Here is a 16,762-nt window from a genome sequence, read left to right on the forward strand (position 1 = left end):
TGAGAGTCGGTGAGCTAAAATGTTAATCAAACAAAAAGGTATCATTATTAAAACGGTTGATTATGGCGAATCCGATAAAATTATTACAATTTTAAATGAATACGGTGCAAAAATTCCACTTATGGTTCGCCGTGCCAAAAAGAGCAAGAGTGGTTTGCAAGCTAATACGCAATTATTTGTTTATGGCTTGTTTATTTATTCTAAATGGAAAGGCATGGGAACTTTAAGTTCAGTAGATGTCATCGATCAAAATTATCATCTTCGATTAGATATTTATGAGAGTAGTTATGCTAGTTTATGTACTGAAACGATAGATCGATCTATTGATAATGATGAACTGTCACAGTTTAGCTACGAATTATTACATTTTGTATTAGATAAAATTAAAAGTGGTGTATCCGCACAGTTGATGTCGGTAATTGTATTAATTAAATCAATGTCAAAGTTTGGGTTTAGCGCAATTTTCAATCATTGTGTAGTCACTGGTGATGATGACCAAGCTAAACTCATTGGCTATAGTTTTAAATTTGATGGTGCAATTTCAAATCATGCAAAATCTCAAGATCCAAATGCTTTACTACTATCCAATAAAACACTTTACTTATTAGATGTGCTACAAAATTTACCTATAAGTAAAATGAACGCCTTGAGTATACATCAAGATATTATTAATGAAATGTCGCAATTAATGATAATGTTATATAGTGAATATGCAGGTATGTATTTCAAAAGTCAAAAGCTTATTAATCAATTACAAAGATTAGATCATTCAAATTAATATAGTAAAAATTAATGAGAAATAAAATTTTATAAGTAAAAAACGTCAATTTCTATAAATTATATAGAAATTGACGTTTTCATTTTGTACTATTATTTTCAAAGTATAACTGAAAAAGTAAAATTAAAATTTCACTTTTTCAGTTAAGAAACTTTCTAATTCAGCAATCGGCATACGTACTTGTTCCATCGTATCTCTGTCACGTACAGTTACTTGTTGATCTTCTAGTGAATCAAAGTCAAATGTTATACAGTATGGTGTACCGATTTCATCTTGACGGCGGTAACGTTTACCAATTGATTGTGATTCATCAAAATCAATTGCAAAGTTAGCACTTAATTGTTCAAATATTTTAATTGCATCACCAGATAATTTTTTACTTAATGGTAAAACAGCAGCTTTATAAGGTGCTAATGCAGGGTGGAAGTGTAATACAGTTCTTGAATCCTTACTACCTTCAACACCTTCTTCAGCATACGCATCACAAAGGAATGCTAATGTAACACGGTCTGCACCAAGTGATGGTTCAATACAATATGGAAGGTATTTTTCACCAGTTTCTTGATCATGATATTGGAAATCTTCACCAGAATGTTCGCTGTGTTGTTTTAAATCATAATCTGTTCTACTTGCAATACCCCATAATTCTCCCCAACCGAATGGGAAACGATATTCTATATCAGTTGTTGCATTTGAGTAGTGGGATAATTCATCTGCATCATGGTCACGTAAACGTGTTGCCGATTCACTTAAATTTAAATCTTTTAACCATTGGCTAGCAAAAGTTTTCCAATAATTTTGCCATTCTATTTCTTCACCAGGTTTACAGAAAAATTCTAATTCCATCTGTTCAAATTCACGTGTTCTAAAGATGAAGTTACCAGGTGTAATTTCATTACGGAATGATTTACCGATTTGACCAATCCCGAATGGCAATTTTTTACGCATTGTACGTTGAACATTTTTGTAATTGACAAAAATACCTTGCGCAGTTTCAGGACGTAGGAAAATTTCATTTGTAGAATCTTCCGTCACACCTTGGAATGTTTTGAACATTAAGTTAAATTGACGAATATCTGTCCAATTAGCAGTTCCACTTACAGGACAAACAATACCTTCTTCATCAATAATACGTTTCATTTCATCGAAACTTAAACCATCGGCTACGAAATTTTCGTCTCCTTTTTCATTCGCCATGTAGTCTTCTATTATTTTATCTGCACGATAACGAATTTTACTATCTTTATTGTCTATCATTGGATCGTTAAAGTTTCCTAAATGACCAGATGCTTCCCAAGTTTTTGGATTCATTAAAATAGCTGCATCAATCCCTACATTATATGGAGATTGCGTGATAAATTTTTGCCACCATGCTTTTTTAATATTATTTTTTAATTCTACACCTAATGGGCCATAGTCCCATGTATTTGATAAACCACCATAAATATCACTGCCAGGGAATACAAATCCTCTGTGTTTTGCTAACTGAACAATTGTTTCCATATCTTTTGCCAAAAAAAACACTCCTTTTAACATAAAAACGCCCCAAGACAAAGAAAAAGAAAAAAACTTAATCATTGCCTTGGGACGAGTTAATTATTTTTAATCACATATAATTATGTGTTTTTAATAAAATATTATTAACCCGCGGTTCCACCCAATTTAGTGAGTACACTCGCCTTTGAAACTTCTTTTTAAATTTTTAGCCAATTGTTATGTTAAGCTTTCACCACCCTTAACTCGCTTTAAATATAATTTTAATGTATTGGTTGATTATTAGCAAGTAAATATATGTATTTGTAGCAATTTATAATTCAATGTATAATTAAATGTAATGAGTAAAGGGGTGAAGTCTTATAGAACTGAATAAAAGACAACAACAAATTGTTGATATTGTCAAAAATAATGGACCTATTACTGGTGAACATATAGCAGAACATCTTAGTCTTACAAGAGCGACCTTGAGACCAGATTTAGCAATACTTACAATGTCTGGTATTTTAGAAGCACGCCCACGCGTAGGCTACTACTATTCTGGAAAACCCAAAAATAAATTAATTGCTGATCAATTAAAACAATATATTGTTAAAGATTATGCGTCACACCCTGTAGTAGTGAAAAGTGAAATGTCAGTTTACGATGCGATTTGTACTATATTTCTAGAGGATGTTAGTACGTTATTTGTTATAAATAATGAAGGAGATTTTATAGGCGTTTGTTCTCGGAAGGATTTATTACGTGCTTCGATGATAGGTAAGGATATACATACTATGCCTGTTAATATTATAATGACTCGTATGCCTAATTTAAGCTTTGTATTGGAAGACGAACGTGTCATATTTGCTGCAAACCTAATGATTGAAAAGGAAATTGATTCTTTACCAATTGTGAATAAAAAAGAAAATGGAAAATATGAAGTGAAGGGCCGTATTTCTAAAACAACAATTACTAAAATTTTTGTCTCTTTACTAAATGAATAGGTGGTATGTATTAAATGGAAAATATTAAAATTATTGTTGCTTCTGACTCAGTAGGTGAAACTGCTGAACTTGTAGCAAGAGCATGTATTTCACAATTTAACCCAAATCAATGTGAAAGTGAAATTAGTAGGTATCCGTATATAGAAGCTTTAGAAAACGTAGATGAGGTAATCTCAGTTGCTAAAGATACTGAAGCGATAGTTGTTTATACATTAGTTAAACCAGAAATAAGAAAGTATATGGAAGCAAAAATTAAAGAATTTCAAATTAAATCTGTAGATATTATGGGCCCATTGATGAATATATTATTAGATAAAATAGATGAGCAACCATATTTTGAACCCGGACTCGTGCACCAATTAGATGAAGCATATTTTAAAAAAATTGACGCTATAGAATTTGCAGTAAAATACGATGACGGTAAAGATCCAAAAGGTTTAGATAAAGCTGATATCGTTCTATTGGGCATATCTAGAACTTCAAAAACGCCTCTTTCACAGTATCTTGCACATAAAAGTTATAAGGTGATGAATATTCCTATTGTGCCAGAAGTCACACCCCCAGATAATTTATTTAATGTTGATACTTCAAAATGCATTGCCTTAAAGATAAGTGAGGATAAATTAAATCGCATCAGAAAAGAAAGATTAAAGCAATTAGGCTTAGGTGATAGTGCAAGATATGCTACGGAGCAACGTATTGAAGAAGAATTAAATTATTTCAATGAATTAGTTGAAAAAATTGGATGTCCTGTTATAGACGTAACTGATAAAGCGATTGAAGAAACTGCAAATGACATCATTAGTATTATTGAGCAAAACAGTTTCTTAAAATAAGAATTTCTATTATAATATTATAACTACTGTCTAATAGGTGATAATTTTGCGAATTGAACAAGCAACCATTAATGAAATAAAAGAGAAAACAGATATTCTCGATTTAGTAAGTGAATACGTTAAATTAGAAAAAAGAGGGCGCAATTATATTGGGTTGTGTCCTTTTCATGATGAAAAAACACCGTCATTTACTGTTTCTGAAGATAAACAAATTTGCCATTGCTTTGGTTGTAAAAAAGGAGGAAACGTCTTTCAATTCACTCAAGAAATTAAAGACGTTTCTTTTACTGAAGCTGTAAAGTTATTAGGTGAACGTGTAAATATTGAAGTGGAAACACCTCAAGCAACGTCAGAACAGCATACTAATCATCAAATTGCTTCTGAAGATTTGCAAATGATTGAGATGCATGAATTAATGCAAGATTACTATCATTATGCATTAAAAAAAACCGTTGAAGGAGAAGCAGCGTTAAACTATTTAAAAGAACGTGGGTTTACAGATGAACTCATAGATCGTCGGAAAATAGGTTATTCACCTAAAAATGCACATTTTTGCCATGACTTTTTACAGAAAAAAGGTTATGATATTCAATTAGCATATGAAGCGGGTTTATTGTCTAGGAATGAAGAGAATTTCAGCTATTATGATCGTTTCAGGGATCGAATTATGTTTCCATTATCAAATGCACAAGGTCGAACAGTTGGTTATTCAGGAAGAACATATACAAATCAAGAGCCTAAATATCTCAATAGTCCTGAAACACCGATATTTCAAAAAAGAAGATTGTTATACAACGTTGATCAAGCTAGAAAAGCAATTCGTAAAAATGATGAAATTATACTACTTGAAGGTTTTATGGATGTGATAAAAGCTGATTACGCAGGTTTGCATCAAGTTGTGGCAAGTATGGGAACTCAGATTTCACAAGAACATATCGCATTTATGAAAAAACTCACTTCAAATGTGACATTAATGTTTGATGGTGATTTTGCGGGTAGTGAGGCCACTTTAAAATCTGGGCAAATATTATTGCAACAAGGATTTAATGTTTTTGTAGTTCAACTACCAAAAAACATGGACCCGGATGAGTATATTGGAAAACACGGTGCAGAAGCGTTTAATTATTTTGTGGAACATGAAAAAAAAGCATTTATTCTTTATAAAGTCCATATGCATCAAGAAGAAATAGAAAATAATGATTTAGCATATGAAAGGTATTTAAAAGAAATCACAAATGATATTTCATTAATGAAGTCATCGATTTTACGCAAAAAGATATTGCAAGACGTGTCAGAATTGTTTAAAGTAAGCATGGATAGTTTAAATAATGAAGTAGGACTACGTGAAGATTATTATCAACCACAGTCATATCAAATGCCTAGTGTGCCACAATTCACTCATTTAAATAAGCAAGAAAAAGCAGAACGTGCTTTATTAAAACATTTTATGAATGATAAGGATATTTTTTTAAATTATCATAAATTACTTCAAACAGAAGACTTTACAAATCAGTATTTTAAGCGTATATTTAATGTTTTACATGAGTTTTATTCTGAGAATGATACGTTTAATATTAGTGATGTTTTACAATATATCGATACAAATGACATTAAAGAAGCATTTATATCACTGGATAACTATTTGATAAATGAAGAACCATATGAACATGAAATCGATGATTATTTAGACACACTTTTAACAAATAGAAATGAAGAAACGATTGAATCGCTTAATCAAAAGTTACGGGAGGCTTCTAGATTAGGTGATTTAGAGTTGCAGAAATATTACCTAGAAAAAATTGTAAACTTCAATAAAAATAGAATGAATTAAATTAAAAATGAATATATCTGTAGATTATTGGGTTTAACAACTTGAATAAACCGTATGATTTATGGGTAGATAGTATTAAGATTATCTATCAAATGATATCATGGTTTCAAGTTGATATTATATTCGGGAGGCCTTTTCATGTCTGGAAATAAAGTTACACTTAAAAAGCAAACAATAGACCCATCTCTAACTTTAGAAGATGTAAAAAAACACTTAATTGAAAAAGGTAAAAAAGAAGGGCATCTTAGCCATGAAGAAATTGCAGAGAAATTGCAAAACTTCGAGATGGATTCTGATCAAATGGACGAACTATTTGATCAATTAACAGATAACGATATCAGTTTGGTAAACGAAAAAGATAGTTCTGACAAAGATGCAAAATTAAATCCTAATGATTTAAGTGCTCCTCCAGGTGTTAAAATTAATGACCCTGTTCGTATGTATCTTAAAGAAATCGGACGTGTCGATTTATTAAATGCGCAAGAAGAAATAGAATTGGCGAAAAGAATTGAACAAGGTGACGAAGTTGCTAAGTCAAGATTAGCTGAAGCAAACTTGCGTTTAGTAGTCAGTATAGCCAAAAGATATGTTGGTCGTGGCATGCTTTTCTTAGATTTAATTCAAGAAGGTAATATGGGCTTAATAAAAGCAGTTGAAAAGTTCGATTTTAATAAAGGATTTAAATTTTCAACATATGCGACATGGTGGATACGTCAAGCAATAACACGTGCTATTGCAGACCAAGCTCGTACAATACGTATTCCAGTGCATATGGTAGAAACAATTAATAAATTAATCCGTGTACAAAGACAATTATTACAAGATTTAGGTCGTGATCCAGCACCAGAAGAAATTGGTGAGGAAATGGATTTACCACCAGAAAAAGTAAGAGAAATATTAAAAATAGCTCAAGAGCCAGTTTCATTAGAAACACCAATTGGTGAAGAAGATGACAGTCACTTAGGTGATTTTATTGAAGACCAAGAAGCCCAAAGTCCATCTGATCATGCAGCTTATGAATTATTAAAAGAACAACTGGAAGATGTCTTAGATACATTAACAGATAGAGAAGAAAATGTACTGCGCTTACGTTTTGGACTTGATGATGGAAGAACACGTACACTAGAAGAAGTAGGCAAAGTCTTCGGCGTTACGAGAGAACGTATTCGTCAAATTGAAGCTAAAGCATTGAGAAAATTAAGACATCCGAGTAGAAGTAAACGTCTTAAAGACTTTATGGACTAATTTTTCAGCTCTTTTGTACCTAGTCGTACAAAAGAGCTTTTTACATTTACATAGAGGAGCGCTTTTATGGTTATATTAAATCAAAGATTAAAAAAAGTAAGTACATATATAATAGGTGATTGTTTAGCGGATATTGGTTCAGACCATGCATACCTTCCGATTTATGCGATTGAAAACAATTTAGTCAAAAATGCAATTGCTGGAGAAGTTATCCAAGGACCGTTTGAAGCTTCGAAAAAAAATGTTGTGGAACATGAGTTAAGTAATCATGTCGATGTTAGACTAGGTGATGGATTGTCGATATTACAGTCAAATGATCAAGTTAATTCCATCACTATATGTGGTATGGGTGGACCGTTAATAGCTAAAATCCTTCAAGAAGGTAAAGAAAAATTAACTGCCCATCCGAGGCTTATTTTACAAAGTAATATACAATCTAGTGCGATTAGAAATTTGTTAGATTCCATGCATTACAAGATTATTGAAGAAGTTATTTTAGAAGAAAAAGGGCATATATATGAAATAATAGTGGCAGATTATTTTGAACAACAAACACAAACACTTACTAAATCAGAAATAAAGTTTGGACCGATTTTATTAAAAAAGAAACATGAATTATTTTTTAAAAAATGGGAAAGAGAACGACAGGCATTGCAAAAAATCAAAGATCAATTGAACACTGAAAAACATCGTGAACGGCTAAATGAAATTAACAACGAAATCAATTTAATTAATGAGGTGTTGTAAATGAAAATTAAAACGTTACTCCAAGTAATAAATCAGCATGTACCATTTGAAACTGCAGAGTCATGGGATAATGTCGGCTTGTTAATCGGAGACGAATCTGCTGAAATTTCAGGTGTTTTAACTGCGCTAGATTGTACCAATGAAATTGTTGATGAAGCAATAAACCAAGGTTTCAATACAATTATTTGTCATCATCCACTCATATTTAAAGGTGTTAATAATATCATTCAACAAGAAGGCTATGGTGCTATCTTACGAAAATTAATTAAAAATGAAATTAATTTAATTGCTTTACATACAAATTTGGATGTTTATCCAAAAGGTGTTAATGCAATGTTAGCAGAAAAGCTTCAATTGAAGAACCAACATATTTTAAATCCAGAAACTTTAAAATACTATAAGGTACAAGTGTTTATACCTGAAGAGAATCTTAAAACATTTAAAGATGCATTGAGTGATGCAGGTTTAGCTGAAGAAGGAAATTATAAATATTGTTTCTTTGAAAGTTCAGGGAATGGACAATTCAAGCCTACTGGTAGTGCCAACCCACATATTGGCTCAATAGATAAAATTGAAGAAGTAAAAGAATTTAAATTAGAATTTATGATTGAAGCATATCAAAAAGAATTAGCAGAACAATTAATTAAAAATAATCATCCATACGAAACACCAGTTTTTGATTTTATAAAAATGGAAAAAGAAGCGAATTATGGTTTAGGTATGATTGGTGATTTAGAATCCGAGATGGATATATCTACATTTGTGAAGCATGTCAAAGCGAATTTGGCAATGCCAAGTGTAAGATATGTTGGTAATTTAGATCAAATTATTAAGAAGGTTGCGATTATTGGTGGTTCCGGTATTGGATTTGAGACTCAAGCCGCTCAACAAGGTGCAGATATCTTTATCACTGGTGATATTAAACATCATGATGCATTAGATGCAAAAACTGCTGGTATTAACTTATTAGATATTAATCATTATAGTGAATATGTAATGAAAGATGGTTTGTGTAATTTATTAATAGATTGGTTTAACCCAGATGATATTACTTTTGAAATTAAGTCATCTAACCTCAACACAGATCCATTTAATTATTTATAATTGCCATGCATGTTGCTATCAAGAAATAAAATTTATTTTAGTCAATGACTAGTAATCTTTTTCTAGGCTGTGCATCCTTATGTTCCAGCTACACTTACATTTAAATTATATTTGATAACTGCCAATTTAGTATAAAATAATTAGTTCAAAATCGTTTGCGAATGCTTTATAATAGAAAAGATGAAGATTTAAGGAGGCCAAATCATGGCAAATCACCCATTCGATAAGTTTAATTTAGACCCAAGTTTAATTGACGCGGTACGAAATTTGAACTTTAATCAACCTACAGAAGTACAAAATAGAGTTATTCCAAAAATATTAAAACAAGTAAACTTAATTGGACAATCTCAGACAGGCACTGGAAAATCCCATGCCTTTTTATTACCACTGATACATTTAATAAATGTCGATATTAAAGAACCACAGGCAATCATCGTTGCTCCAACAAGGGAATTAGCGCAACAGCTATTTGATGTCGCTAGTCATTTAGCTGATTACAAAGGTGATTTATCTGTTAAACTTTTTATTGGTGGCACAGATATAGAAAAAGATAGACAACGCGCTAAGAATCAACCGCAACTTATTATAGGAACACCAACTCGGATAAACGATTTAGCTAAACATGGAGATTTGCATGTGCATTTGGCTTCTTATTTAGTTGTGGACGAAGCTGATTTAATGATTGATTTAGGATTAATAGAAGAGGTAGACCACATTGCTACACGTTTAGATGAATACTCCCATATAGCTGTGTTTAGCGCTACTATTCCTAAATCATTACATCCATTTTTAAATAAATATTTAGAAAATCCTGAATACGTCGAAATTGAAAATGTTCAAAAAAATAAAAAAAATATTGAATTCTATTTAATTCCGACAAAGGGTGAAGCAAAGATAGAAAAAACAATAAAACTCATTGATATTTTAAATCCATATCTATGTATTATATTTTGTAATAGTCGTGATAATGCAAACGAACTTGCAGACCAGTTAAATACTGCCGGTTTAAAATTAGGTATGATACATGGTGGTTTAACGCCAAGAGAGCGTAAACAACAAATGAAGCGTATTCGTAACTTAGAATTTCAATATGTTATTGCAAGTGACTTAGCATCGCGTGGAATAGATATTGAAGGCGTAAGCCATGTGATTAACTTTGATGTACCAAATGATATCGATTTCTTCACGCATCGTGTTGGCCGTACAGGTAGAGGGCAATACAAGGGCGTGGCGATTACCTTATATAGCCCTGAAGAAGAAGAAAACATAGCGTTAATAGAACAACGAGGTTATCAATTTGAAAATGTTGATATAAAAAATAATGAGTTATCGCCAATTAAAGCACACAATACACGTCAATCACGTAAGAATAAAGATGATCATTTAACAAATGAATTAAAAAATAAAGTGAAGAGAAATAAGAAAAAAGTAAAACCTGGCTATAAGAAAAAATTCCAACGTGATCTTGAACATTTAAAACGTCAAGAGCGTAAAAAATACAGTAAGAAACAAAATCGTCAAGCCAGAAAAAATAAATAAAGGATTGGTGACTACTATGTTATTAGGATCTCATGTATCTATGAATGGTAAAAAAATGTTGGCAGGTTCAGCTGAAGAAGCACATAAATTCGGTGAATCTACTTTTATGATTTATACAGGTGCACCACAAAATACAAGAAGAAAGCCAATAGAAGAGCTAAATATTGATCAAGGACAAGAATTAATGCAAACGTACGGTCTTTCAAATATTGTAGTACATGCACCTTATATAATAAATATTGCAAACACTGTCAAACCACATGTGTTTAATCTAGGCGTAGAATTTCTACAAAGTGAAATTGAAAGAACGCAAGCCATTGGTGCTAAAGACATAGTATTGCACCCTGGCTCACATGTGGGAGAAGGTGCGGACGTTGGTATTAATAAAATCATAGAAGGTCTAAATGAAGTGCTGACGAATGACAATAATGTACGCATTGCACTTGAAACAATGGCTGGCAAAGGTTCAGAAATTGGGAGGAATTTTGAAGAAATCGCTCGAATTATAGATGGTGTCAATCATAATGAACGTTTATCTGTGTGTTTCGATACATGTCATACTCATGATGCAGGCTATAATGTAAAAGAAGATTTTGATGGTGTGTTGAATGAATTTGATAAGATTATAGGCATAGATAGAATACAAGTTGTTCATGTAAATGATAGTAAAAATGATATTGGTGCTCATAAAGATAGACACGAAAATATAGGTTTTGGTTATATCGGATTTGATGCCTTAAATTATATCGTTCATCATGATACGTTTAAAAACATTCCCAAAATACTTGAAACACCCTATGTTGGTGAAGATAAAAAGAATAAAAAACCACCTTATAAATTTGAAATTGAAATGCTTAAAGAACAACAATTTGATCCAAGTTTAAAGGATAAAATTTTAATGCAATAATACTAAAAAAATGAATTATAATCAAAAATGTGAAAAAATAGATAAATGTATTTAAAGGATGACATAGTGAACTCAATTCAAAATGAGTTTCTAGATCATCCTTTTTTGTTAATTCGTAAACATTACTATTTACATAATTGTTTGCAAGTTGTATAGTATAGAACGAGGTGAAAAGATGACTACTCCAGTGTTCGAATTAAAAAACATCGATTATTATTTTGAAAACAAAAAAGTATTAGAAAATATTAATATTAAAATTAATAAAGGACAATTTTTGGCTATAGTTGGACCTAATGGTGCCGGTAAATCAACTTTGCTAAAAATTATTTTAGGATTGTTACCGTTGCAAAAAGGTGAAATACTTGTAGATGGTAATGTATATAATGGAAAACAATCTTTATACAAGATTAGTTATGTTTCACAAAAAGCTCAAGCTTTTAAAGCAGGTTTTCCTGCAAGTGTTAAAGAAGTCGTGATGAGTGGGCTGACGAAACGTAAAAAGTTATTTCAGTGGTTTAATAAAAAGGATGAAAATAAAGTGGAAGCCGTATTAAATCGATTGAATATAGGCCATTTAATTAATAAAAATATTGCCGAATTATCTGGTGGGCAACAACAACGTGTATTAATTGCACGAGCGTTGATCAGTAACCCTTCAGTCCTTATATTAGATGAACCAACTAACGGTATAGATGCAAAACACGTTAGTGAATTCTATGAAACACTAGAAACTTTAAAAAATGAAGGCGTAACTATCATTTTGGTTACGCATGATATAGGTGTCGTGGCTGATACTGCTACAGAAGTAGCATGTTTAAACAAGCATCTGCATTTTCATGGCACGACAGAGGATTTTAAATCGTTAGATGAGGTAGAAATATCTAAAATATACGGTCATCCTATACAATTTGTAGATCACCAACATAATAGGGAGTGTTGTTCATCATGATTGAGGCATTATTAAATTTTGATTTTATGAGATACTCTCTATTAAGTGGTATTTTGATTGGTTTTATTGCCCCATTAATTGGTGCATTTATTGTTGTACGAAGGCTATCATTAATTGCAGATGCTTTAAGTCACGTTACACTTGGTGGTATCTCATTCGGGATGTTTTTCGTGACTATTGCACCCGCACTAACTTTTATTAATCCAATGTGGTTTGGGATATTGTTCGCAGTCATTGGTGCGTTATTGATTGAAAAACTTAGAACATCGTATAGTAATTATCAAGAAATTGCGATCCCTATTATAATGAGTGCAGGCATAGCATTAAGTGCCATTTTTATTTCACTTGCAGATGGTTTTAATCAAGAAATTGTTGGATTATTATTTGGATCAATCAGTGCTGTAACTATCAGTGATTTATCAACTATTATCGCAATCGTTATTATTGTATTAGCATTTATATTGTTATTTTATAAGGAATTATTCATTCTTTCATTCGATGAAGAATATAGTAAAGTGATAGGTATTCCGAAATGGATACAATTTTTATTTATTATTATCGTCGCGATGGTCATATCTGCTTCTATGAGAGTCGTAGGTATTTTATTGGTAAGTGCATTAATTACATTACCGATAGCTATAGCAATGCGTATGACAAAAGGATTCAAACAACTTATTATATTAAGCGTGTTAATTGGTGAATTTTCAGTTATAGCAGGGCTAGTATTAGCATTTTATATGAATATTTCCCCTGGAGGCGTAATTGTCGTATTACTTGTACTTTTATTAGCAATGATGATGTCATATCAAAAGTTTAAATTTAAAACTGTGAAAGGGGCTATTAATAATGAAAACAGATGAAGCAATTAATATTCTAAAAGCAGAAGGACACAAGTATACAAATAAAAGAAGAGATATGATAAATGTTTTTATAGAAGAAGATAAATACATTAACGCAAAACATATACAGCAAAAGTTAGACAAAGATTATCCAGGTATCTCATTTGATACAATATATCGAAATTTACATTTATTTAAAGATTTAGGCATCGTTGAGGGTACCGAACTCGACGGTGAAATGAAGTTTAGAATAGCATGTACAGATCACCACCATCATCACTTTATTTGTGAATCATGTGGTGATACAAAAATTATTGATTTCTGTCCAATTGAACAGATAAAGGCTTTTTTACCAAAAGTCGATATTCACACACACAAATTAGAAGTATATGGCATATGTGAAGCTTGTCAGCATACTTAAAATTTTTAGCGTGTATCTAATGTAAAATAGCACATATCGACGCTTATTACTAAAAAGTTCCCTTCTAAATATAGGTCATTAGTCTGAATTTTATTGAATTTTTAAAATACTTTGTCCTTTATGTTTAAAATCCACTATTTTGAGATATAATAGTAAAGGAACTAAAGATAACAAATATAATTTTATGACTTTTGAATAAGTTTGTAAGCATATTCATTGTTGTAATCATTTTTAGTTGTTATGCTTTATTTACAGATTAATTAGGAGGATGATTATTTATGGCTTTTGAATTACCAAATTTACCTTATGGTTCTGACGCATTAGAACCACATATTGATCAACAAACAATGGAAATCCACCATGACAAACATCATAACACTTATGTTACTAAATTAAATGCAGCAATTGAAGGTACTGATTTAGAATCTAAATCAATTGAAGAAATTGTTGCAAATTTAGACAGTGTACCAGAAAATATTCAAACAGCTGTTAGAAATAATGGTGGTGGACACTTAAACCATTCATTATTCTGGGAATTATTAACTCCAAACTCTGAAGAAAAAGGAACTGTAGTTGATAAAATTAAAGAACAATGGGGTTCTTTAGATGCATTTAAAGAAGAATTTGCAGATAAAGCTGCAGCTCGTTTTGGTTCAGGTTGGGCTTGGCTAGTTGTTAATAATGGCAATTTAGAAATTGTTACAACTCCAAACCAAGATAACCCATTAACTGAAGGTAAAACACCTATCTTAGGCTTAGACGTTTGGGAACATGCTTATTATCTTAAATACCAAAACAAACGTCCAGAATATATTAGTGCTTTCTGGAACGTTGTAAATTGGGAAAAAGTTGATGAATTATATAACGCTGCTAAATAATTAAGCTTCTATTTTTGACGGCCTTACACAGGTCGTCATTTTTTTATTTAAAATTATAGAAATCTGTATCAATTTCATATATCATTTAAAGTGATCACTTTTGAATAGAGGTATGTTGTTTTGCTAAAAAGATTAAAGGAAAAATCAAACGATGAGAAAATAAGAAATACGATGAATAAAAGAATAAGCTTTGTGTTTGGTCTAATTGTATTTATTTTTGCAATAATTGTCTTACGATTAGGTTATTTGCAAATTGCACAAGGCTCTCATTATAAACAATTAATTAAAAATAGTGAGAATTTAACTGTTAATGAAGCTGTTCCGAGAGGAAGAATTCTCGATAGAAATGGTAAAGTTCTAGTAGATAATGCATCAAAAAAAGCTATCACTTTTTCTCGGGGAAGAAAAACTTCTCAATCAGAGGTTTTAAAAATAGCTACTGATTTATCGAAACTTATAAAAATGGATACCGATAAAATCACAGATCGAGATAAACAAGATTTTTGGATTTTAAAACACCCTAATCAAGCTGACAAATTAATGAAAAAAGAACAAGCGTTGTTAGATGATGGGAGTATTTCACAAGAACAATATGATGAAACGTTACATAAAAAAATTGGAAAGCAACAATTTGATTCATTTTCAGACAAAGATTTACAAGTATTAGCGATATTTAGAGAGATGATGTCAGGTTCTGCATTAGATCCTCAAATGATTAAAAATGAAGATGTTACTGATGAAGAATATGCTGCAGTGTCACAAAAACTTTCTGATTTACCAGGGGTTAATACAACAATGGACTGGGATCGAAAGTATCCATATGATGATACATTACGTGGTATTTTTGGTGATGTCTCTACGACACAAGAAGGTATTCCAAAAGAATTAACAGAACAATATTTGTCAAAAGGTTATTCAAGAAATGATCGTGTAGGAAAATCTTATTTGGAATATCAGTATGATGATATTCTCAAAGGTAAAAAGAAAGAAATGAAATATACAACAGATAAATCAGGAGAAGTTATTGACTCACAAGTGATTCATAAGGGGTCACGCGGAGATGATCTTGTTTTAAGTATTGATATTGATTTGCAAAAGAAAACTGAAGAATATTTAGAAAAACAAATAAGCAAATTACGTAGTGAAGGTGCTAAAGATATGGACAATGCTTTAGTGGTTGTTCAAAATCCGAATAATGGCGATATTTTAGCAATGGCTGGTAAACAAATTGATAAAAATGGTGATTTAACCGATTATGATATCGGAACTTTCACATCACAATACGCTGTTGGATCGTCTGTTAAAGGCGGAACATTACTTGCTGGTTATCAAAACAATGCAATTAATGTGGGCGAAAAAATGGTTGATGAACCATTGAAATTTTCTGGTGGTCTTTCTAAACGTTCATACTTTAACCAAGACGGTAAAGTAACTATAGATGATAAAGAAGCTTTAATGCATTCATCAAACGTATATATGTTTAAAACAGCATTAAAAATTGCAGGTTCACCATACGCTCCAAACATGTCACTACCTACTGATATCTCAGAAGCAGGTCAAAAATTACGAAAAGGACTAAATCAAGTTGGTTTAGGTGTTAAAACAGGTATCGATTTACCAAATGAGACTGGCGGACAAATAGAACCGCTAACAGATAATCCAGGTAATTATTTAGATTTGGCAATTGGACAATATGACACTTATTCACCGTTACAGTTATCACAATATGCTTCCACGATTGCGAACAGTGGTTATAGAATTCAACCACATATTGGTTTAGAAATCAGAAAAGCAACAAATAAAGATTCATTAGGACCCGTGAAACAAAAAGTAAAAGGCGACGTATTAAATAAAGTTAACAATACATCAGATCAAGTTAAGCAAGTGCAAGAAGGTTTCAAAATGGCATATAATGAAAAAGAAGGTACAGGTTATCAAAGTTTCAATGATACTGTTGTGCCTTCAGCTGGTAAAACTGGTACAGCAGAAGTATTCCAGGACGGCAAACCAAAAGTAAATTCAACTTACGTAGGTTATGCACCAAGTGATAATCCGAAATTAGCATTTTCAATTGTATATACAAATCAACCTGTACCAGAACCTTGGCTTAATGGTGGTGACTTAGGTAGAGATATCATTAACTATTATTTTAAGGAAAAAGATAAAAAATAAAATTCATATAACTCATTTTTAAGTTAAAAACCTATG

The 16,762-nt window shown here is 31.4% G+C and carries 15 protein-coding genes; 14 read left to right on the forward strand and 1 reads right to left on the reverse strand.

Annotated features, from left to right (window positions below):
- Window positions 1-19: 19 nt before the first annotated feature.
- On the forward strand, window positions 20-778 hold the full coding sequence (recO, locus tag KA814_RS04855) for a DNA repair protein RecO (protein WP_046208150.1): 759 nt from the start codon (window positions 20-22) through the stop codon (window positions 776-778).
- A 123-nt stretch (window positions 779-901) separates the two neighbouring features.
- Here the strand turns inward: recO and KA814_RS04860 are convergent, their stop codons facing one another.
- On the reverse strand, window positions 902-2,293 hold the full coding sequence (locus KA814_RS04860; RefSeq protein WP_040030033.1) for a glycine--tRNA ligase: 1,392 nt from the start codon (window positions 2,291-2,293) through the stop codon (window positions 902-904).
- 341 nt (window positions 2,294-2,634) lie between these two features.
- Between KA814_RS04860 and ccpN the strand changes: the two genes are divergently transcribed.
- From ccpN to KA814_RS04925, 13 genes are all read left to right on the forward strand, one after another.
- Entirely contained in the window at window positions 2,635-3,258 is a 624-nt protein-coding gene (gene ccpN, locus KA814_RS04865; protein ID WP_075100076.1) for a transcriptional regulator CcpN, read from the forward strand.
- Between the two features lie 14 nt (window positions 3,259-3,272).
- A complete protein-coding gene (locus KA814_RS04870; protein ID WP_046208151.1) occupies window positions 3,273-4,094 on the forward strand; it encodes a pyruvate, water dikinase regulatory protein in 822 nt (273 codons plus the stop codon).
- A 46-nt stretch (window positions 4,095-4,140) separates the two neighbouring features.
- Window positions 4,141-5,925, forward strand: a complete 1,785-nt coding sequence (gene dnaG, locus KA814_RS04875; protein ID WP_064208897.1) for a DNA primase — start codon at window positions 4,141-4,143, stop codon at window positions 5,923-5,925.
- Window positions 5,926-6,063: 138 nt separating this feature from the next.
- The gene (rpoD, locus tag KA814_RS04880; protein ID WP_046208153.1) at window positions 6,064-7,170 is read left to right on the forward strand and encodes an RNA polymerase sigma factor RpoD; all 1,107 of its coding nucleotides are present in this window, start codon (window positions 6,064-6,066) and stop codon (window positions 7,168-7,170) included.
- A gap of 66 nt (window positions 7,171-7,236) precedes the next feature.
- The gene (locus tag KA814_RS04885) at window positions 7,237-7,917 is read left to right on the forward strand and encodes a tRNA (adenine(22)-N(1))-methyltransferase (RefSeq protein WP_064208898.1); all 681 of its coding nucleotides are present in this window, start codon (window positions 7,237-7,239) and stop codon (window positions 7,915-7,917) included.
- Window positions 7,918-9,021, forward strand: coding sequence for a Nif3-like dinuclear metal center hexameric protein (locus KA814_RS04890; RefSeq protein WP_064208899.1), 1,104 nt, complete (start codon window positions 7,918-7,920; stop codon window positions 9,019-9,021).
- A 204-nt stretch (window positions 9,022-9,225) separates the two neighbouring features.
- Window positions 9,226-10,560: a DEAD/DEAH box helicase gene (locus KA814_RS04895; protein ID WP_107521876.1), complete on the forward strand. Its 1,335-nt coding sequence runs from the start codon at window positions 9,226-9,228 to the stop codon at window positions 10,558-10,560.
- A 16-nt stretch (window positions 10,561-10,576) separates the two neighbouring features.
- The gene (locus KA814_RS04900; RefSeq protein WP_064208901.1) at window positions 10,577-11,467 is read left to right on the forward strand and encodes a deoxyribonuclease IV; all 891 of its coding nucleotides are present in this window, start codon (window positions 10,577-10,579) and stop codon (window positions 11,465-11,467) included.
- Between the two features lie 175 nt (window positions 11,468-11,642).
- Entirely contained in the window at window positions 11,643-12,416 is a 774-nt protein-coding gene (locus tag KA814_RS04905; protein WP_064208902.1) for a metal ABC transporter ATP-binding protein, read from the forward strand.
- Window positions 12,413-13,276, forward strand: a complete 864-nt coding sequence (locus tag KA814_RS04910; protein ID WP_046208159.1) for a metal ABC transporter permease — start codon at window positions 12,413-12,415, stop codon at window positions 13,274-13,276. Before KA814_RS04905 ends, KA814_RS04910 begins: the two co-directional genes overlap by 4 nt.
- Complete coding sequence (locus KA814_RS04915; RefSeq protein WP_064208903.1) at window positions 13,263-13,676, forward strand: Fur family transcriptional regulator; 414 nt, start codon at window positions 13,263-13,265, stop codon at window positions 13,674-13,676. Before KA814_RS04910 ends, KA814_RS04915 begins: the two co-directional genes overlap by 14 nt.
- A 278-nt stretch (window positions 13,677-13,954) precedes the next feature.
- Window positions 13,955-14,554, forward strand: a complete 600-nt coding sequence (locus KA814_RS04920) for a superoxide dismutase (protein WP_046208161.1) — start codon at window positions 13,955-13,957, stop codon at window positions 14,552-14,554.
- A gap of 120 nt (window positions 14,555-14,674) precedes the next feature.
- The gene (locus KA814_RS04925; RefSeq protein WP_064208904.1) at window positions 14,675-16,726 is read left to right on the forward strand and encodes a peptidoglycan D,D-transpeptidase FtsI family protein; all 2,052 of its coding nucleotides are present in this window, start codon (window positions 14,675-14,677) and stop codon (window positions 16,724-16,726) included.
- Window positions 16,727-16,762 lie beyond the last annotated feature (36 nt).

This window comes from Staphylococcus sp. GDY8P196P, from assembly GCF_017891705.1.
GTDB lineage: Bacteria > Bacillota > Bacilli > Staphylococcales > Staphylococcaceae > Staphylococcus > Staphylococcus ureilyticus.